15 protein-coding genes are annotated in these 19,501 nt (G+C 69.2%); 11 read left to right on the forward strand and 4 right to left on the reverse strand.

Annotation, left to right across the window (positions count from 1 at the left end; genetic code table 11):
• Nucleotides 1-92: 92 nt before the first annotated feature.
• On the reverse strand, nt 93-1,115 hold the full coding sequence (locus ABNF93_RS14650; protein ID WP_349328564.1) for a LacI family DNA-binding transcriptional regulator: 1,023 nt from the start codon (nt 1,113-1,115) through the stop codon (nt 93-95).
• A gap of 210 nt (nt 1,116-1,325) precedes the next feature.
• Between ABNF93_RS14650 and ABNF93_RS14655 the strand changes: the two genes are divergently transcribed.
• The 3 genes from ABNF93_RS14655 to ABNF93_RS14665 all read left to right on the forward strand — a co-directional run bounded on the left by ABNF93_RS14655 (nt 1,326) and on the right by ABNF93_RS14665 (nt 6,637).
• Nucleotides 1,326-2,420: an endo-1,4-beta-xylanase gene (locus ABNF93_RS14655; RefSeq protein WP_349328565.1), complete on the forward strand. Its 1,095-nt coding sequence runs from the start codon at nt 1,326-1,328 to the stop codon at nt 2,418-2,420.
• A gap of 275 nt (nt 2,421-2,695) precedes the next feature.
• Complete coding sequence (locus ABNF93_RS14660; protein ID WP_349328566.1) at nt 2,696-5,119, forward strand: beta-xylosidase/alpha-l-arabinosidase; 2,424 nt, start codon at nt 2,696-2,698, stop codon at nt 5,117-5,119.
• 153 nt (nt 5,120-5,272) lie between these two features.
• The gene (locus ABNF93_RS14665; protein ID WP_349328567.1) at nt 5,273-6,637 is read left to right on the forward strand and encodes a 6-phospho-beta-glucosidase; all 1,365 of its coding nucleotides are present in this window, start codon (nt 5,273-5,275) and stop codon (nt 6,635-6,637) included.
• Between the two features lie 19 nt (nt 6,638-6,656).
• Here the strand turns inward: ABNF93_RS14665 and ABNF93_RS14670 are convergent, their stop codons facing one another.
• Nucleotides 6,657-8,087: a KamA family radical SAM protein gene (locus tag ABNF93_RS14670; protein WP_349328568.1), complete on the reverse strand. Its 1,431-nt coding sequence runs from the start codon at nt 8,085-8,087 to the stop codon at nt 6,657-6,659.
• 116 nt (nt 8,088-8,203) lie between these two features.
• Between ABNF93_RS14670 and kdd the strand changes: the two genes are divergently transcribed.
• The 8 genes from kdd (at nt 8,204) to ABNF93_RS14710 (ending at nt 17,396) form a co-directional block, all read left to right on the forward strand.
• Complete coding sequence (gene kdd, locus ABNF93_RS14675) at nt 8,204-9,256, forward strand: L-erythro-3,5-diaminohexanoate dehydrogenase (RefSeq protein ID WP_349328569.1); 1,053 nt, start codon at nt 8,204-8,206, stop codon at nt 9,254-9,256.
• A complete protein-coding gene (locus ABNF93_RS14680) occupies nt 9,253-10,908 on the forward strand; it encodes an amidohydrolase (protein WP_349328570.1) in 1,656 nt (551 codons plus the stop codon). Before kdd ends, ABNF93_RS14680 begins: the two co-directional genes overlap by 4 nt.
• Entirely contained in the window at nt 10,905-12,488 is a 1,584-nt protein-coding gene (kamD, locus tag ABNF93_RS14685; RefSeq protein WP_349328571.1) for a lysine 5,6-aminomutase subunit alpha, read from the forward strand. Before ABNF93_RS14680 ends, kamD begins: the two co-directional genes overlap by 4 nt.
• Nucleotides 12,485-13,381 carry a lysine 5,6-aminomutase subunit beta gene (gene kamE / locus ABNF93_RS14690; RefSeq protein ID WP_349328573.1) on the forward strand — a complete coding sequence of 299 codons (897 nt, stop codon included), beginning with the start codon at nt 12,485-12,487 and terminating at the stop codon, nt 13,379-13,381. Before kamD ends, kamE begins: the two co-directional genes overlap by 4 nt.
• Nucleotides 13,378-13,770, forward strand: coding sequence for a 3-aminobutyryl-CoA ammonia lyase (gene kal, locus ABNF93_RS14695; protein ID WP_349328574.1), 393 nt, complete (start codon nt 13,378-13,380; stop codon nt 13,768-13,770). The genes kamE and kal overlap by 4 nt, the downstream gene beginning before the upstream one ends.
• Before the next feature lie 697 nt (nt 13,771-14,467).
• On the forward strand, nt 14,468-16,117 hold the full coding sequence (gene lnt, locus ABNF93_RS14700; protein ID WP_349328575.1) for an apolipoprotein N-acyltransferase: 1,650 nt from the start codon (nt 14,468-14,470) through the stop codon (nt 16,115-16,117).
• Nucleotides 16,114-16,899: a polyprenol monophosphomannose synthase gene (locus ABNF93_RS14705; protein WP_349328577.1), complete on the forward strand. Its 786-nt coding sequence runs from the start codon at nt 16,114-16,116 to the stop codon at nt 16,897-16,899. Before lnt ends, ABNF93_RS14705 begins: the two co-directional genes overlap by 4 nt.
• Nucleotides 16,899-17,396: an FxsA family protein gene (locus ABNF93_RS14710; protein WP_349328579.1), complete on the forward strand. Its 498-nt coding sequence runs from the start codon at nt 16,899-16,901 to the stop codon at nt 17,394-17,396. Before ABNF93_RS14705 ends, ABNF93_RS14710 begins: the two co-directional genes overlap by 1 nt.
• Before the next feature lie 85 nt (nt 17,397-17,481).
• On the opposite strand, the gene ABNF93_RS14715 is transcribed toward ABNF93_RS14710, so the two are convergent.
• The gene (locus tag ABNF93_RS14715) at nt 17,482-17,895 is read right to left on the reverse strand and encodes an RNA polymerase-binding protein RbpA (RefSeq protein WP_349328580.1); all 414 of its coding nucleotides are present in this window, start codon (nt 17,893-17,895) and stop codon (nt 17,482-17,484) included.
• A 224-nt stretch (nt 17,896-18,119) separates the two neighbouring features.
• On the reverse strand, nt 18,120-19,499 hold the full coding sequence (locus tag ABNF93_RS14720; RefSeq protein ID WP_349328581.1) for an MFS transporter: 1,380 nt from the start codon (nt 19,497-19,499) through the stop codon (nt 18,120-18,122).
• Between the last annotated feature and the right edge of the window lie 2 nt (nt 19,500-19,501).

Genomic DNA, 19,501 nt, shown 5'->3' on the forward strand with positions numbered 1-19,501 from the left:
ACGAACGACGCATTTCACGCTCCTTGGAGAGTCAACTCTTGCCGGGAGTGAAGCAGACCGCCGTCAGGGCAGGCAACCGGTTTGTCAGAGGCTCAGGCAGCCGCCGGTTGCGCGGTGCTGTTGCGGATGACCAGATCCGTCGCGAGCTCGATCCGCGGGTTCTCTATCTGCTCACCCCTCGCAAGACGGAGGACAGTGCGGGCCGCGAGAGTGCCCATCTCGGACAGCGGCTGGCGTACGGTCGTCAGCGGTGGCGAGGACCAGCGGGCCTCGGGCAGGTCGTCGAAGCCGACGACACTGATGTCGTCGGGAACCCGGAGGCCGCGTTGCCGGATCGCTTCGTAGAGCCCGAAGGCCATCTGGTCGTTGGAGGCGAAGATGGCCGACGGCCGCGCCTTGTGATCAAGTAGAGCGTTGCCGGCCTCGAAGCCGGACTGTGGATAGAAGTCGCCCTGCCATACCAACTCGTCATCCGCCGAAAGCTCGGCCGCAGCGAGTCCGGCGCGGTAACCGTCCAACCGTGCGCGGCTGCACCGCAGCCGGGGGGGTCCGGCGATGAAGCCGATCCGTTCGTGACCGAGCGCGAGGAGGTGCTCGGTGGCGGCGAGCCCGCCCGCCCAGTTGGTGGCACCGATGGTCGGCACCTCCAGAGGCGGTACCCCCGCCGTGTCGACCATGACGGTCGGGACGTCGAGCCGGTCCAGCTCCGCCTGCAGCGGCGCCTCCAGGCCGGAACCGACGAGGATCACGCCGTCGGTGGCCCGAGTCCGGACGTTCTGCATCCACTGACGTGCCGATGCGGCCTTGCCGTGGATCGCCGAGATCACGGTGCCGATGTGTGACGTGTGCGCGACATCCTCGATGCCGCGGATGATCTCGACGGCCCACGGACTGTCGAGGTCGTCGAAGACCAGGTCGATCAGGCTCGCGTGATCGCGCGGTCGGGGTTGGCGGCGGCGGTACCCGCGGCGGCGGAGGAGTTCCTCGACGCGTTCGCGTGTCTGTGGGGACACGTCAGAACGTCCGTTGACGACTCGAGAAACGGTGGGCACCGAGACACCGGCCTCGCGGGCGATCGCGGTGATGGTGACGCGGGATCCGGTGTCAGCGGCCACGAGCTTCTCCTTCGTTCGGAGGTCGGCGGTCGGGACTGCGGACGGGAGACGACTGAAAGTTTGCGGGACCGCCCCGACTAGACGTTCCCTCGGCAGCTGCCGTAATCCTGCCTGATCCACAGGCTTGACGTTACTTCTGGGCGTCTTTACCGTTCACGGCATCTTACGGAAGCTTTCCGGAAATACATCACTGTGACGGGAGATCTCCTGATGAAGGTGACCCGAACAGCTGTCGCGGGCATTGTCGCCGCAGCGGTCCTCATCACGATCGGCACGTCGACCGCGTCGGCTGAGGATGAACCAACCAGCGAGAACACGTCGACGGATCAGCCGTTGCGCGTCCTGGCAGCCAAAGCCGGGATCGCGTTCGGTACCGCGGTCAACATGGACGCGTACAACAACGACACGACCTACCGTGAGCTCATCGGCCAGGAGTTCTCGAGCGTCACGGCCGAGAACGTCATGAAGTGGCAGCTGCTCGAGCCGCAGCGAGGGGTCTACAACTGGGGTCCGGCCGATCAGCTCGTGCGCGTAGCCGACGAGAACGGCCAGAAGGTGCGCGGGCACACGCTCATCTGGCACAACCAGCTGCCCACCTGGCTTACCAACGGAGTCGCCTCCGGTGAGATCACACCGGACGAGCTTCGGCAGATCCTGAAGAACCACATCTTCACGGTGATGCGCCACTTCAAAGGCAAGATCCACCAGTGGGATGTCGCCAACGAGGTCATCGACGACAGCGGCAACCTGCGCAACACGATCTGGCTGCAGAACCTGGGTCCGAGCTACATCGCGGACGCGTTCCGGTGGGCTCGCCAGGCCGACCCGGACGCCGCCCTCTATCTGAACGACTACAACGTCGAGGGTCCGAACGCCAAGGCCGATGCGTACTACGCCCTGGTCAAGCAGCTACTCGCCGACGACGTGCCGGTGCACGGTTTCGGAATCCAGGGCCACCTCGGTGTGCAGTTCGGCTTCTGGCCCGCGAGTGCGGTGGCCGACAACATGAAGCGCTTCGAGGCACTCGGCCTGGAGACGGCGGTCACCGAGGCAGATGTCCGGATGATCATGCCGCCCGATGAGGACAAGCTGGCCGCGCAGGCACGTGGCTACAGCACGTTGGTCCAGGGCTGCCTGATGGCCAAGCGCTGCAGGTCGTTCACCGTCTGGGGATTCACCGACAAGTACTCCTGGGTTCCGGGCACTTTCACCGGCCAGGGCGCGGCGAACCTCCTGGCGGAGGACTTCCAGCCCAAGCCGGCGTACTACGCCGTCCAGGATGACCTCGCGCGAGCCGGACGGTAGCGACGGCCGCTGCCGGACAGTAACGAGCCTGAGAGCGAAATTTTTCGGTCTCGACAACCTTGCTCTCGGCCCAGGCGGGAGGTGCTGGTGTGAGTGGTGACACCAGCACCTCCCGCTGACGGCCAGGTGGTGGCCACTCGACACGGGTGCGGGCCTTCCGGAAGGATGCCTGCAATATCGTCGATCGTTGCGGTGGAGTGCGGTGAGAGTCGCGAGCCACCACTGGAGCAAGGCCGACACCTGCACGTGGTCGACACGACGGAGGACGGAGACCGATGCCGATCGACGACCCGCCAGCCCAGGACGTCGCCGGCCGCGACGGCCGGCCACCCGGTTCGGACGTGCCGACGTGGCAGGATCCTGCCCGGCCGGTACCTGCGCGGGTGGCGGACCTGCTGGCCCGGATGACACTCGAGGAGAAGGTCGCCCAGCTCTACGGAGTCTGGGTCGGTGCCGACGCTTCGGGCGGCGGGGTAGCTCCCCACCAGCACGACCTCGCCGATCCTGACCTCGACCTACGGGAGTTGATCGCCGCCGGCCTCGGCCAGCTCACGCGCCCGTTCGGCACCGCCCCCATCGCACCCGCCATCGGCGCTCGGTCGCTGGCCGCCACGCAACACGAGATCATGGCGGCAGGTCGGTTCCGGATCCCGGCGGTCGCCCACGAGGAGTGCCTCGCCGGCTTCATGACCTGGGGCGCGACCGTCTACCCGACAGCTCTGGCCTGGGGAGCGAGTTTCGACCCTGCCTTGGTCGAGAGGATGGCGACCGAGATCGGTGCGGCCATGCGCAGTGTCGGAGTGGACCAGGGGCTCGCACCCGTTCTCGACGTGACGCGGGACCCGCGCTGGGGGCGGACGGAGGAAACCATCGGCGAGGATCCCTACCTCGTCGGCACCATAGGCACCGCCTATGTCCGGGGCCTGCAGTCCACCGGCATCATCGCGACGTTGAAGCACTTCGTCGGCTACTCGGCATCCAAGGCCGGCCGCAACTTCGGCCCCGTCGCGGCTGGCCCCCGCGAGTTGGCCGACGACCTGCTCGTGCCGTTCGAGATGGCCGTACGCGACGGCGGAGTGAGGTCGGTCATGCACTCCTACACCGAGATCGACGGTGTGCCGTCGGCGGCCGACGCGAGCCTGCTCACCGACTTGCTCCGCACGACGTGGGGTTTCGACGGCACTGTCGTGGCGGACTACTTCGGTGTCTCGTTCCTTGAACTCCTCCACGGCGTCGCGAGGTCCCCGGCCGAGGCGGCGGGCCTTGCGCTCGCGGCGGGTGTGGACGTGGAGCTGCCGACCGTCCGCTGCTACCGCGAGCCACTGCTCGATGCGGTCCGCTCCGGCGAGATCCGCGAGGAGCTCGTCGACCTCGCCGCGGCCCGCGTCCTGCGGCAGAAGTGTGAACTCGGTCTGCTCGACGCGGACTGGGATCCCGGCCCGCCGGCAAACCTCGACGACATCGATCTCGATCCTCCTGAAGCGCGGGCGACAGCGCGGACCCTCGCCGAGGAGTCGGTGGTGCTGCTCGCGAACTCGGGTACGTTGCCGCTCCCACCCGAGCCGAGGCTCGCTCTGGTCGGCCCACTCGCGGCCGATCCGATGGCGATGGTCGGCTGCTACTCGTTCCCCTCGCACGTGGGGTCCAAGCACCCGGACCTGTCGCTGGGCGTCGAGATCCCGTCCGTCCTCGACGCGATCCGGGAGGAGCTGCCGCGGGCCACGGTGGATCACATGGCCGGATGCACTGTCTCCGACCCCGACGTCAGCGGGATCGCTGCGGCGGTGGAGGTGGCCAGCCGTGCCGACGTGTGCGTCGCGGTCGTCGGCGACCGGGCAGGACTGTTCGGGCGTGGCACCTCAGGGGAAGGCTGCGACGCCGAGGATCTCCGGCTGCCAGGCGTCCAGGCCGACCTGCTGGAGGCTCTGCTCGCCACGGCGGCTCCGGTGGTCGTCGTGGTCCTGGCCGGCCGTCCGTACGCACTCGGTGCCTTCGCCGACCGGGCCGCCGCCGTCGTCCAGGCGTTCTTCCCCGGTGCCGAAGGCGGGGCCGCCGTCGCCGGCGTCCTGTCCGGTCGGGTGTGTCCGTCCGGGCGCCTGCCGGTGAGCGTTCCACGGACCCAGGGCGGCCAGCCCACGACGTATCTCGCGCCGAAGCTCGGCCATCGGACCAAGGTGAGCAACCTCGATCCCACGCCGCTCTATCCGTTCGGGCATGGCCTTTCCTACACCCGGTTCCGATGGAGCGACCTGCGGGTCGGCGGGGCGAGCGTCGCCGCCGATGAGCGCCTACGCATACCAACCGACGGGTGCGTGTCGGTGTCGCTCGTCGTCGAGAACACCGGAGACCGCGAGGGTACGGATGTCGTCCAGCTGTACCTCCACGATCCCGTCGCGCAGGTGACCCGCCCGGTCGTACGCCTGGTGGGCTATGCCCGGGTACCGCTCGAGCCGGGGGATGCCCGGCGGGTGGTGTTCGGGGTCCATGCGGACCTGAGTGCGTTCACCGGGCGGGACCTGCGGCGCGTGGTGGAGCCGGGGGACCTCGAACTCCGCCTCAGCCGGTCGAGCGCGGTGCCTGAGCTGGTCGTCCCGATCACTCTCACCGGCGACGAGCGGATCGTCGATCATCACCGGCACCTCTGCGCAGAGGTCTCCTTCAGCGAGATCTCCCTCACCGCTCCGGTCGACGCTACTTGACGGCGCCTGTCAGCTCCTGGTGGTTGTCGGACGCCGGAGGCCCGAACTCGTTCCGGTAGCACGAAACCCGACTCTGCCGCCGCCCGGCGAGAGGATTTCGTGCCTCGTGGAACGATGCGAAGGCACCGGCACCTGACGGGAGGGACGCGCATCGTGAAGTTGGCCATTCTCGGCGGTGGGGGATTCCGCGTTCCGCTCGTCTACGGTGCCCTGCTGCGTGACACCGGCACACCCCGGGTCGACGAGGTGGCGCTCTGCGACCCTTCAGCGCAGCGCCTGTCCGTCATCGGCGCGGTCCTTGCCCGGCTCGGCGCCTCGCACGCGGACCCACCGCGGGTGAAGCTGACCACCGATCTCGACCCCGCCCTCGAGGGTGCGGCGTTCGTCTTCTCCGCGATCCGCGTCGGTGGGCTGGCCGGGCGGATCCGGGACGAACGCATCGCCCTGGACCTCGGTGTGCTCGGCCAGGAGACGACCGGTCCCGGTGGCGTCGCCTACGGGCTACGGACGATTCCTGAGGCGGTACGCATCGCCGAGCGGGTCCGGGCAGTGGCGCCGCTGGCGTACGTCATCAACTTCACCAACCCGGCCGGCATGATCACCGAGGCGATGCAGGCCGTCCTGGGGGAGCGGGTCGTCGGGATCTGCGACACGCCCGGCAACCTCGTGTACCGCTGCGCTGCCTCTCTGGGGCTCGACCCGTCGGACGTCCACGCCGACTACGCGGGGCTCAACCACCTGGGCTGGCTACGCGGGCTGCGCGACGGCGACGGCCGGGACCGGCTGCCGGACCTGCTTGGCGACGAACGGGCAATGTCGACGCTCGAGGAGGGTGCCCTCTTCGGGCCGGACTGGCTGCGCACACTTGGTGCCATCCCGAACGAGTACCTCTACTACTACTCGTTCACCCGCGAAGCAATCCGGTCGATCGTGGACCAGCCGTCGACGCGGGGGGAGTTCCTCGCCCGGCAGCAGGCGGAGTTCTACGCCGAGGCGGGGCGAGAGTCGGATCGGGCACTGGACCTGTGGCGGCGGACGATCGCCGAACGCGAAGCGCTCTACATGGCCGAGGCCAAGCACGGTACCCGCGAAGCACCGGCGCCCCCGCCAGGAGACGTTGAGACCCGACCGCCCTCCGGCTACGAAGGCGTGGCTCTCGCCGTGATGGCCGCACTCGCCCGGGACGAGCCGTCGACCATGATCCTCGACGTACGCAACGGATCGACGCTCGCCGGTCTCGACGATGATGCCGTCATCGAAGTTCCTGCGCGGGTCGACGCGAGCGGCGCACATCCGCTGCCAGCATCCCCGCCCGACATGCACCAGTGTGGACTCATCCAGCAGGTCAAGGCGGTCGAACGGCTCACCATCGAAGCCGCGACGACCGGCTCACCAGATGCCGCGTGGAAGGCGTTCGCCCTGCATCCACTCGTGGACTCGGTCACCGTCGCCCGTGATCTGCTCCGCGGCTACGCCAACGCGTTCCCCGAGATCGCCCGACTCCTCGGCCAGGCCTGAGCTCTGGGTGGCGCGGATGTCAGGGGGCGTCAAGGAGGAGTTGACGTGTGGAAGCGGCGCGTGAGTCGGCGGCTCGCTGCTCCGCCGCCGCCAGATGGTCGCCCGCGTGCTCATGCCACCAGGCCTGACCCTCTGCGGGCAGGGTGTCGATCGGGTCGTAGTACTCATAGGTCCGCTGGAGCGCGTCGTCGCCGGCGTGTTCGATGCCGGTGCGATAGTTCTTGCGCCAGTAGCTGATCCCGAGCCTCTCGTCGTACGCCGCGACCTGGTGGACCCACCGCTTGCCGACGTACGGCACGTCGCACACGATCCGCGGTGTCGCGAATCCGGGCAGGTAGCCGAGGATCCCGTGCTGCAACGCCTGCGCCTCGCGCACCGACACCCGCCAGTGCTCGCTGAACGGGATCATGTCGCACATGTAGAAGTAGTACGGCGTGATCGTCGCACCGTCGAGCAGTGCGAAGCACAGGTCGAGCAGCTGCTCCTGCGAGTCGTTGACACCACGCATGAGCACACCCTGGTTGCGGACGTCGCGGATGCCGGTGGCGAGCATCGCCTTCGCCGCCCGGGCGACCAGCGGGGTCACCGACTGCGCGGCGTTCACGTGGGTGTGGATCGCGATCATCACCCCGCGCGCGTTCGCGATCGCCGCCAGCCGCTCCATGCCCGCACGGATGTCGTCCTGCAGCCAGTGCTGGGGCAGGCCCATCAGCGCCTTGGTGGCAAGCCGGATGTCGCGGATGTTCTCGATCTCGAGCAGCGCCGCGACGAACGCCTCCAGCCGGGGCCAGGGCATGTTGGCGACATCTCCGCCGGAGACGACGACGTCCCGGACGCCCGGATGTGTCCGGAGGTAGTCGAGCATCGCGTCGAGCCGGTTCTGCGGCTTGAGGCCGAACTTCAGCTTGTCCACCTGCGCCGTGGAGTTGCCCACGAGATCCATCCGGGTGCAGTGGCCGCAGTACTGCGGGCAGGTCGGCAGGATCTCGGCCAGCACCTTTGTCGGGTAGCGGTGGGTCAACCCTTCGGCCACCCACATCTCGTGCTCGTGCAGCGAGTCGCGCGTCGCACGAGGATGCGACGGCCAGTCGGTACGCCGGTCGGAGAAGACGGGCAGCATGTACCGCCGGAGCGGGTCCGCGTAGAACGCCCCGGTTGAGGGCGCTTCGTCCGGGACCATCGTGTTGAGCATCTGCGGCGGCAACAGCATCGACATCGTGGCCCGCTCGGCCTGGTCGCGCTCGAGGTCGGCGTAGAACGCGTCGTCGAGGAGATCACCCATGACGGCGCGGAGCTGCTTGAGGTTTTTGACGCAGTGCGCCCGCTGCCACTGGGCGGACTCCCACTCCGCGACATCGACGTCCCGCCATCCGGGAAGGCGGTGCCAGTCGGGCTCGCGCAGAGGGCGGAAGCGGTAGTCGTACGGCTGACCCTGGGGTATCTCCGCCACAGGAACACCTCCGACCTGGACCGCCAGATCATGAATGTCGTACCGTCAGATCCACACGTTACAGAAAGATTTGCTGTGGTTGCCACCATAGCCCAAAGGATCTCCTGGAGGTCCCGGTGCCCGTGCTGACACCTTCCCGCCGCGCCGGATCTCCGGTCGGGCTCCACCGGGTGCTTGAACCGTCCGGGGTCCTCCCGCAGGCGGCCACGCGCCTGGACACGCAGGCCGAGCTCTGGCCCGACGAGGTGCGCGTGCGGGTCGACCGGCTCAATCTCGATGCGGCCTCCTTCCGCCAGCTCCGGGAGGCCCACGGCGGAGACGGCGACGCCGTACGTCGCGCGGTGCTGGAGATCGTCCGGGAGCGCGGGAAGATGCAGAACCCGGTCACCGGCTCCGGCGGAATGCTGGTCGGCACGGTCGAGGAGGTGGGGTCGGACTCCCCGCTGGGACTCCGACCCGGTGACAGGATCGCGACGCTGGTCTCGCTGACCCTCACACCGCTGGTCATCTCCGACGACCTCGCGCGGTGGAACGGCGGCAGCGAGCAGGTGCCGTGCGAGGGTTACGCGATCCTGTTCGGGCGTTCGATCGCGGCGAAGCTGCCTGACGACCTGCCGGCCCAGTTGGCACTTGCCGTCATGGACGTCTGCGGCGCTCCCGCACTCACCGCCCGGGTGGTCGCGGGCTACGCCTCGCCCACGGTGAGCGTCATCGGTGCGGCCGGCAAGTCCGGCACACTGGCGCTCGCGGCGGCTCGGCGGGCCGGCGCGGCCCGCACGATCGGCGTCGTACCGATCGATGCCGAGGCACGCGCCCTCGAAGATGCCGGACTCGCCGACAGGGTCGTCCTCGCCGACGCCCGCGACCCGGTGGCCCTGTCCGACGCCGTCGCGAAGGCCGGTGGGCCCGCCGACGTCACGGTCGTCTGCGTCGACGTCCCCGGGTGCGAAGGCGGTGCGATCCTCGCCACGGCTGCCGGTGGAACCGTGGTCTTCTTCTCGATGGCGACGTCGTTCAGTGCCGCGGCCCTGGGCGCCGAAGGGCTGGCGGCGGACGTCACCATGCTGATCGGCAACGGTTACGTGCCCGGCCACGCGGAGTATGCGCTCAGCCTGGTCCGTGCCGAATCCGGCGTACGGACGCTCTTCGAGGCGAGGATGGGCGCATGACTGCCACGAACCCCGAGGCTGCTGGGCGAAAGGTCATCTTCCGCCGCGGCCCGGTCCTGTCCCCGGTCAAGGGAGCGACCGCGCTGTGCGTCGAGCGCGGCCGGATCGTCTACGCCGGCCCGGACATTGGGCTCGCGCCCTATCTCGACGGCGCCGACGAGATCGCCGACCTGGCCGGTCGGCTGGTCACACCGGCCTTCGTCGACGCGCACGTCCACCTGTCGCAAACCGGACTCAGGCTGGGCGGGCTCGACCTGTCCTGCGTGACCGGACGGAACGACCTGCTCGACGCGCTGTCGGCTCATGCCAGGAAGGACTCCAGCCCGGTCGTCCTCGGTTTCGGGTGGGACGAGACGTCGTGGGCCGATCCGCGCCTACCGTCGGGGGAGGAGCTTGACCGCTCGGCGCCAGGGCATGCCGTCTATCTCGCGCGGGTCGACGTCCACTCCGGGCTGGTCTCCGGCGCGCTGATCGCCCGGGATCCGGCTATGACCGGTGCGGCCGGGTGGGATGGAACGGGCCGGGTCGAGAGGGACGCCCATCACCGGGCCCGGGACGCCGCACAGTCCCTTGTCACGAGGGCACGACGCCGCGAGGCGATCGAGGCCGCACTCGCCGCTGCCGCGGCGGCCGGCATCGGCTGCGTCCACGAGATGGCGGCTCCGCACGTCAATGCGGCCGACGATCTCCTGCTCATCGAGGAGCTGGCGACGTTGCGTCCCGGCGTGGAGGTCGTCCGGTACTGGGGCGAACACGAGTCCGCCGGGGGTGTCGAACGCGCGCGAGCCCTGGGTTGTGTGGGTGCCGCGGGCGACCTGTGCGCCGACGGTGCGTTCGGATCACGCACGGCCGCACTGGATGCGGCGTACGACGACAAGGCGGGCCATGCGGGCCACCGCTACCTCGACGCCGAAGACATTGCCGACCATCTGGTCGCCTGCACGCGTGCCGGCCTGCAGGGCGGGTTCCACTGCATCGGGGACGCCGCCACCGCAGCGGTCGCCGAGGGGCTTCAGTTGGCCGAGAAGGCCGTCGGCACGGAGGAGCTCGTCCGGTCGCGGCACCGGCTCGAACACGTGGAACTGATCGACCCCGCGCTGGTCGGCCTGCTCGCGGCGTACGGCGTCGTGGTGAGCGGCCAGCCGGCGTTCGACGCGGAGTGGGGTGGGACGAGCGGTATGTACGCCACCCGCCTTGGTCCCACGCGGGCGCTGGCGACCAACCCGTGGTCGACCTTCCGGCGGGCCGGCGTGACGCTGGCTTTCGGGTCCGACTCGCCGGTCACGCCGTTCGACCCATGGGGCGGTGTGCGTGCGGCCGCGTCCCACCACAACGAAGCCGCCCGCCTGTCGGTCGGCGAGGCGTTCGCCGCCCACACCCGTGGTGGGTGGTACGCCGCAGGTCGGGCCGAGAGCGGTGAGCTGCGGGCCGGTGCGCCCGCCACCTTCGCGATCTGGGACGTCGAGGGCGCGGTCTGGGACGTCGAGGGACCCGGGCTGCCCGACCTCGGTCCAGGCGGTCCCACCCCCCGCTGCCTGCGTACCGTCGTCAACGGCCGGACCGTCCACGACACCGGGGATCTCGATGGCCCCGCCACCCAAGCGCATCGCAGTGGCGACACCCAGGCTGCTCGCGCTAAGGACTCCCGATGAGCACGACTGCGTTCCGGCGTCACCTCGACCTCGATCCCACGACGGTCCGCAAGGCGCGCACACTCGCCCGCCGGGCCGGGCGGCCGATCGTCACCCTGGCGAAGGCCCACACGACCGTCTCCGTCGAACGCGCGGTGCTGCGCCTCGCCGGCCTTCAGGGCGCCGATCCCGACGGGACGCCGTGGGTCAACCGCCTCGTCGACGCCGTACGCAACGACGTCGGACTCGAGCACGGTGCCGCCCTGCCGGTGTGGGACGCAATGGCCCGCGGCGCTGCCGACGATCTCCCGGGCCTCGCCCAGAAGGCCGCCGCCGGCTCCGTGAGCTTCCGGATCCCCGAAGGTGCGGCGGCACGCAAGGCAGCGCGCTCCGCGCGTCGGGCTACCGCTGCCGGCGTCCGGAAGATCGACACCCGCCGCAGGGAACGCGACCGGCTCATCGCCCGCCTCGGCGACCCGCCCCAGCGTCCGTGGATCTACCTCATCGTCGCGACCGGCGACATCTACGAGGACATCCCGCAGGCCCAGGCGGCGGCCCGCGAGGGCGCCGACATCGTGGCGGTGATCCGATCCACCGGGCAGTCGTTGCTCGACTACGTGCCCGAGGGCGCCACCCGGGAAGGCTTCGCCGGAACGTATGCCACGCAGGAGAACTTCCGGCTCATGCGTACGGCCCTCGACGAGGTGAGCAGGGAACTGCGCCGATACGTCCGGCTGACCAACTACGCAAGCGGCCTCTGCATGCCCGAGATCGCCACCCTCGCGGGACTCGAACGCCTCGACATGATGCTGAACGACTCGATGTACGGCATCCTCTTCCGCGACATCAACCCGATCCGGACGTTCGTCGACCAGCGCTTCAGCCGTCAGGTCCACGCGCGAGCGGGCATCGTCATCAACACCGGCGAGGACAACTACCTCACGACTGCCGACGCGGTCGAGCACGCGCACACCGTCACGGTGTCGCAGCTGCTGAACGAGTACTTCGCGAAGGAGGCCGGTCTCGTCGACGGTCAACTCGGCCTTGGGCATGCGTTCGAGATCGACCCGGCCCGGCCCGAGTCGTTCCGGCTCGAGCTCGCCCACGCTCTGCTCGCCCGGGAGCTCTTCCCGAAGGCACCGCTGAAGTGGATGCCGCCGACCCGGCACATGAACGGCGACGTGTTCCGGGGCTATCTGCTGGACGCGTTCTTCAACCTCGCCGGGGTGCTGACCGGGCAGCAGATACTCCTTGTCGGCATGATGACCGAGGCCGTCGTGACGCCGTGGCTGTCCGACCGCGATCTCGCGCTGCAGAACGTCCGCTACGTACTCAACGCGTGCGGCAACCTGCACGAGGACTTCCGTCCGGCGCCCGACGGTTTCCTCGCGCAACGGGCCCGGCAGGTGCTCGCCGAGGCGATCGACCTGCTCGAACGGATCTGCGCCCACGGGTCGGGCGGCCTGCTCGACGCCATCGCCGACGGCACGTTCGGCCTCATGCGCCGGCCAGCCGACGGCGGCAGGGGCCTCGACGGGGTGGCGGCCAAGGCGCCGGCGTACTACAACCCCGCCGCCGAGATCCTCGAGGAGGCACCGTGACTGAACGAAGTGAGGTCACGAATGGGCGCGGCACCGAACGCGCTGAGGTCATGAACCACCACGGCGCCGGGACGATCGTCCGGCCCTACGGTGACACCACCGGCGACGGGATGGTGCAGGTGTCGTTCACGCTGCCGATCCCGCACGACCGGCGGGCCGAGGGCGCGGCCTTGCAGCTGGCGGCGAAGATGGGCCTGGAACCTGCCATGGTCGTCCACGCGAAGGCCATCGGCGCAGGCGACGGCACCTCCTTCACGTTCTTCATCGTCTACGGAAGGGTCGGACATCTCGTCGACCTCTCGCAGGTCGAGGTGATCGAGCGTGAGTACCCACTCCTCACGCCCAAGGAGGTCAACCTCGCGATCCGGCGCGGGCTGCGCCGCCGGCTCGTCGTCGTCGGGGCCTGCATCGGCACGGACGCGCACACCGTCGGCATCGACGCCATCCTCAACATCAAGGGATTCGCGGGCGAGAAGGGCCTCGAGTACTACCGCGAGCTCAAGGTGATCAACCTGGGCGCGCAGGTCGCGGTACCGGATCTCGTCGCCCGGGCGCGCGCCGAACACGCCGACGCGATTCTCGTCTCACAGGTCGTGACGCAGCGGGACGCCCACATTCGTGGTACCCAGGAGCTCGCGGCCGCACTTCGGGAGGCCTACGACGCAAAGGGCGAATTCCCGCTGCTCGTCGTCGGCGGCCCCCGCTTCCACGAGTCGATGGCGGCCGGCCTCGGCGTCGACCGGGTGTTCGGCCGCGGGACCACACCGGGCGAGGTGGCGAGCTACCTGGTGCACGCCCTCGTGACCGCCACAGCGCCCCAGGACCGAACTCAGGACCGGACGCAGCAGCACCGGACCCAGGACCGGACGCAGCAGCGGGAAAGGACCGCATGAACGACCACCGCCTCGGTCTCACCGTCTCGCACCGCAGGTACGTGTCGTACGCCGATGCGCACTACGCCGGCAGCCTGGTCGCGGGCGGCTATGTCCTCGGCCTGTTCGGCGACGTGGCAACGGAGGTGTGCATTCGAACTGACGGCGACGAGGGTCTGCTCGCGTCGTACGCCGACGTGCAGTTCCTCGCGCCAGTCCGGGCTGGTGACGTCCTGGAGGTCACGGCCACCGTCACCCGCGTCGGCGGCCGTAGCCGCGACCTCGCGCTGGAGGCGAAGGTGCTCGCCCGTGGCCGACCGGAGCGGAGCGAGTCGGCTGCTCAGCTGCTCGACGAACCCCTGGTCGCGACCACCGCCCGCGCGACCGTGGTGATCCCGACGGTTCCATGATCGGTAGGTCTGCGATACGCTCCGCAAGGTCGACCTTCCGGAGGGTTGAGCAAGCCCGGAGCCCTTACCCACAAGGGCGTACGCACCTCGACACGCCGGACCACGACACGCCGTCGATTGCACAAAATCTCGGCATCGTGTGGGTGGCCAGAAGATGGCCGTGACCTGCACATATTCGCTATTTGTGCAGGTCAGTCCCCAGTTGACACCAAGGCGCGGGTCTCGCCATCGTCATGGTGTCCACCGCAGGTCAACTCGGCTCGGGGCGTCGCCTTGGCTCTCGCGTGAGGAGTCCGTAGCCAGTTCTCGTACCACGTGAATGCTCGGGGCCTCCGTCTCGTGCGGTGGGGTGGCCACGGAACGGTCCGCTGCCCAGTAGACAACGGCTCATGGCGCGCAGCCTACGCGTCGCGGGTCGGTCCGAAGGGTGAGCGGGCCGTTCCGTCTTTGGTGGACTTTTCGTCCTGGAACCCGTTCCACCGCTCCGGAGTCTGACCAGAGCGTGTGCAGAGTGCAGAGCCTCGGTGGGCGCCACCGCCGCCCTCAGTTGATCGAGGTTTCCCGGGTTGGTGCGATCATTGGACGCCGAGCCCGGGCAAGACGACCGTAGAAGTCACGGCGGACCGGCACCAGAGCGGGCACCAGTGTGTGCACCCGTGCGTTGTACGGACCGCGGGCACACCTCACGAAAGGGACGGTGGCGTTGAGGGTCGAGGACGGACTCGTCGAGCCTTCGGCGAGCGGTGGCGCCGCACCTCCGGTCGCTGCCGCGAGCACTCCACAAAGTGACACGGCCACCGTGGTGCCGACCTGGCTCCGCCTCCTGCTCGCCACCGGGTCCGGTGTCGCTCTCGCTGTCGCGTTCCCGCCGCTCGGCTGGGCGTGGATCACCCCCCTGGCCGTGGGCGCACTCACGCTGGCCTGCAAGGGGCTCCGGTTGCGGACGGCCGCGCTGGTGGGTCTCGGGTTCGGCGTGGGATTCTTCGCCGTCCTGCTCCAGTGGATCCGGGTGATCGGCCTCGACGGATGGGTGGCTCTCAGCCTGATCGAGGCGGTTTTCGTCGCCGCGCTCGGCGCCGGCATCGCCCTGGTGACCCGGCTGCGCGGCTGGCCCGTGTGGGTGGCTGCCCTGTGGGTGGCGGTCGAGCTGGCCCGGGGGTCCATTCCCCTGGGTGGCTTCCCCTGGGGACGTCTGGCGTTCGCCCTGGACAGCACTCCGATGGCGGCCTATGCGAGTCTCGGCGGCGTCGCTTTCGTGTCGTTCGTCGTGGCATTGGCCGGAAACCTGCTGGCCTGGGCGCTCCTGGCGCGCTCGAGCCGGGTTCTCACCCGGGCCGGAGCGGGCCTCGCCGTGGTGGCGTTGGCGCTGGGCGGCCTTCTCGTACCCCTTCCGACTTCCGGCCAGGGCACGGCCACCGTCGCGGTCGTCCAGGGCAATGTGCCGGCCCGTGGGATGGAGTTCCTCGGCCGGGCTCGCACGGTCACCCGAAACCACCTCGCGGCCACCGAAGAGCTCATGCGCGACGTAGCGGCCGGAAAGGTACCGAAACCGGAGTTTGTCGTATGGCCGGAGAACTCCACCGACATCGACCCCTTCGCCGACCCGACCACCGGCTCGATCGTGGAGCAGGCCGTCGCCGCCGCGGGAGTGCCGGTCCTCGTCGGCGCGATCCTCAATGGACCCGGCGATGACTACCGACGGACGACCGGCGTGGTGTGGGATCCAGACACCGGCCCGGGGGAGACCTACGTCAAGCAGCATCCGGTCCCGTTCGGGGAGTACATCCCCTTCCGTCAGCTCCTCCTGCCCTACATCGACCGCCTCCAGATGGTCGGCCGCGACACCTTCGCCGGCAGTGATCCAGGTCTGATGACGATCGCCGGCTACGACATCGCCGAGGTGATCTGCTTCGAGATCGCGTACGACGGAATCGTGGGCGAGGTCGCGCGGGCCGACTCCCAGCTGCTGGTCGTCCAGACCAACAACTCCACCTATCTCGGGACGGGGCAGCCACAGCAGCAGTTCGCGATCACCCGGCTGCGGTCGATCGAATACGGCAAAGCGACCCTGGTCGCCTCGCCGAGCGGCATCAGCGGGGTGATCTCGCCCGACGGCACCGTGGTCGCGAAGTCGCGGGAGGCGACCCGGCAGACCTACGTCGAGCGGGTCCCGCTGCGGACCAGCCCGACCCTTGCTGCGCGCTTGGGCCCTGCACCCGAGCGCCTGGCCGCTATCGTCGGCTTTGGGGCCGTGGTGGTCGCCGTTGCCCGCAGTCGCAGGACGCGGCGGGTGGAAACGGCGGCCGGCGGTGCTGGCTCAGGGGGCGACGCCGAGGGGGGCCGATGAGCGACGCGGGGGAGAAGCCGTACACCGATCTCGGTCGGATCCTGGTCGTCCTGCCGACCTACAACGAGATCGACAATCTCGAACGGATGGTGAAGCGCCTCCGCGCGGCCGCGCCCGAGGTGGAGGTGCTGATCGCCGACGACGCCTCGCCCGACGGCACCGGCCAACTCGCCGACCGCCTCGCCGAGACCGATGATCACCTACGGGTGCTCCACCGTGCCCGCAAGGAGGGCCTTGGCACCGCCTACCTGGAGAGCTTCCGCTGGGGTCTCGACCACGGCTACGACGTGCTCTGTGAGATGGACTCCGACGGCTCCCATCACCCCGAGGCGCTTGCGAACCTGCTACGGGCACTGCACGAGGCCGATCTGGTGATCGGGTCCCGGTGGGTGCCGGGCGGCCGGATCGAGAACTGGTCGCGAGGCCGCCAGCTGCTGTCGCGGTCCGGCAACGTCTACGCACGAATGGCGCTGGGACTGCGGCTCCGCGACGCGACGTCGGGATTCCGGGTCTTCCGCCGAGCTACGCTGCAGGGAATCGATCTCGACCAGGTCGCGTCACAGGGCTACTGCTTCCAGATCGATCTGGCCTGGCGGGCCTACCTGGCCGGCTTCCGGGTGAGCGAGGTGCCGATCGTGTTCAGCGAGCGTGAGTACGGAACGAGCAAGATGGACCGCAATGTCTTGATCGAGTCGTTCCGCCGGGTGACTGTGTGGGGTGTCCGGCACCGCGTGCGTCAGGTCCGTGAGCTGGTCTCGGGCAAGCGGAAGGCGGGCATCTGATGCGACTCCGCCTGCTGCTGCTCGCCGCGTTCATCGCCGTGCCGCTGTTGGAGATCTACATCCTCATCCAGGTCGGCCAGGTCATCGGCGCCTGGTGGACGATCGCGCTGCTGATCGCCGTCAGCGTGCTCGGTTCCTGGCTGATCCGCAGGGAAGGTCGGCGAGCGTGGCGGGCCTTGACGGCCGCGACGGCGGCCGGCCGGCTACCCGACCGTGAGCTGCTCGACGGGGGACTGGTGCTGGTGGGCGGTGTCCTGATGGTGACTCCCGGGTTCGTCTCCGACCTTGCCGGCCTCTTCCTGATCATGCCGCCCACCCGCCCACTCGCCCGACGAGCGGCCACCTGGCTCCTGGGGCGCCAGCTCGCCCGTCAGGTGCAACGCGGTGGCCATCTCGGTGGGATGCCCGGAATGCCCTATCCACCCGGGCAGCCGAGGCCGAGGGACCGGGGAGTGACCATCCCGGGCGAGGTCGTCGACCGCGACGATCGGAGCTGATACCGACGGGCCAAGCTCCACGCGTGGCCGGACATGGCCGAGCCGCGTCACCCGGAGGCGACGCGGCTCGTACCAGGGGATCCAGTCAGGCGGTGCGACGGCGTTGGCGCGGCGCCTTGGGCTTCGAGGACTTGTCGGCTTCTTCCCGGTGCAGGTGGTCGGGCCCGATCTGACCCGAACGCAGGAGTTCGAGCCGCTCGGACAGAAGAACCTCGAGCTCGTCGATGCTGCGGCGTTCGAGGAGCATGTCCCAGTGCGTCCGGGGTGGCTTCACGTGCTTGGGTTCGGGTCGATCACCGTCGACCCGGATGGCCTCGCCCCCGCAGCGTGGGCACTCCCACACCGGAGGGACCTCGGCGTCAGCGGCGAGTGGCAACTCGAAGTGGTGGGAATGTGGGCAGTCATACGCGACCAGCTGGCGTGGCGCTGGGGCAATCTCCCGATCATCCTCATAGCTCGCCGCACCGAGCCGGGAGCCTCGTAGTGCACGCTCCGACATAAGCTCTCCATCCCCCTCCATCGTTGTTCGGGCCGAGCGCCGCAGCCAGGGCACGGCAATTCCATCGCTCTGCGGGCTCAGTGGGCATAACGTCTGGGCCCCCGGCCAGGATTCCCCGCTCCTGTTCCGGCGAACCGCAGCGTCTCCCGTGCCTCACTGCTAGTAGCGCCTATGACCGTAGCGTGACTGGCCCGAGACGCCCACATCGGCACGCAGAGTTCTCCTCAGATGACCTTCGGGAGTTCGTTGCCGGCGTCCCTGATCGCCCGCCGTGGATCGACCCGGAGCAGCAGGACGAACCCGACGACGAAGAAGAACACCAGCGCGATGATCGCCGGCCGGTACGAATGGGTGAGCTGGTGGACGAGCCCGAAGACCAGGGTGCCGAACCAGCTGGTCCCACGTTCTGCGGCTTGGTACAGGCTGAAGTACTCCGCCTCCCTGCCCTTCGGGACGAACTGGCTGTAGAGCGAGCGGGACAGGGCCTGGGTGCCGCCGAGCACGATGCCGATGAACACGCCCAGAACCAGTACGGGGGCGACCTGTCGCACCGGCAGGAAGTACGCGGCGACCACGACACCGACCCACACCCACAGGGCCGCGAGGATGCAACGACGGCTGCCCCAGCGGGCGGCCAGGCGCCCGAACAGCAGTGCCCCACCGAATGCCACGAACTGCACGAGCAGGATCGTGGCGATGAGCACACTCTGCCCGAGGCCGAGCTGGCTGGCGCTGTAGATGGACGACGCGTAGATGACGGTCTGGACGCCGTCGTTGAAGAAGAGGTACGCCACGAGGAACAGCAGCGTCATGGGATAGGCCCGCGCCTCGCGCAGGGTGGTGAAGAGCTGCCCCAGGCTCTGCCGGGCGACACCACCGGGTTCGGGAACGACCGCGATCGGCGGCCGGTCCCGCAACCGGAGGAAGGGTACGAAGGTGAAACCCGCCCACCAAAGCCCGGCCGACAACAAGCTGAGGCGGACGGCCGACGTGGTGGAGAGCCCGAGAAGCGTGTGTCCCTGCACCAGGGCCAGGTTGATCACGAGGAGCAGGCCGCCCCCGAGGTAGCCGAGCGCCCATCCGCGCGAGGACACCCGGTCGCGTTCGTCGGGGGTGGCGATGTCGCACAGGATCGCGTCGTACACGACGATCGACGAGGCGAGACAGAGGTTGCCGACGAAGAGCAGGAGAACGCCGAGCTGCCAGTTCGTACCGGCGACGAACACCATCGACGACGCTGCACCCGCGCCGAGCCAGGCGAACGCGCCGAGGATCCGCTTCTTGTGGTGTGACCGGTCCGTGATGGCACCGACGATCGGGAGCGCCAGGGCGGACAACAGCGTGGTGGCCGTGATGACGTACAGCGGTAACGAGCCGGGCGAGATCGGAATGCCGAGGAGGCGGAGGTCCACCGTGCACGGGCGCTCTGGTGTGCCGGCGGCGCCACAGGCGGCGGTCTCCGCGACGGACGCGAGGTACGGGCTGAACAGCACCGTCAGCACCGTCGTGACGTAGGCAGAGTTGGCCCAGTCGTAGAAGTACCACGCCCGCTGCTCGCGGCGCCGCTCCACCTCGTCCGGGTAGAACACCGGTGTGGTCGTCATGG

This window comes from Actinopolymorpha sp. B9G3 (genome assembly GCF_040120725.1).
Classification (GTDB): domain Bacteria; phylum Actinomycetota; class Actinomycetes; order Propionibacteriales; family Actinopolymorphaceae; genus Thermasporomyces.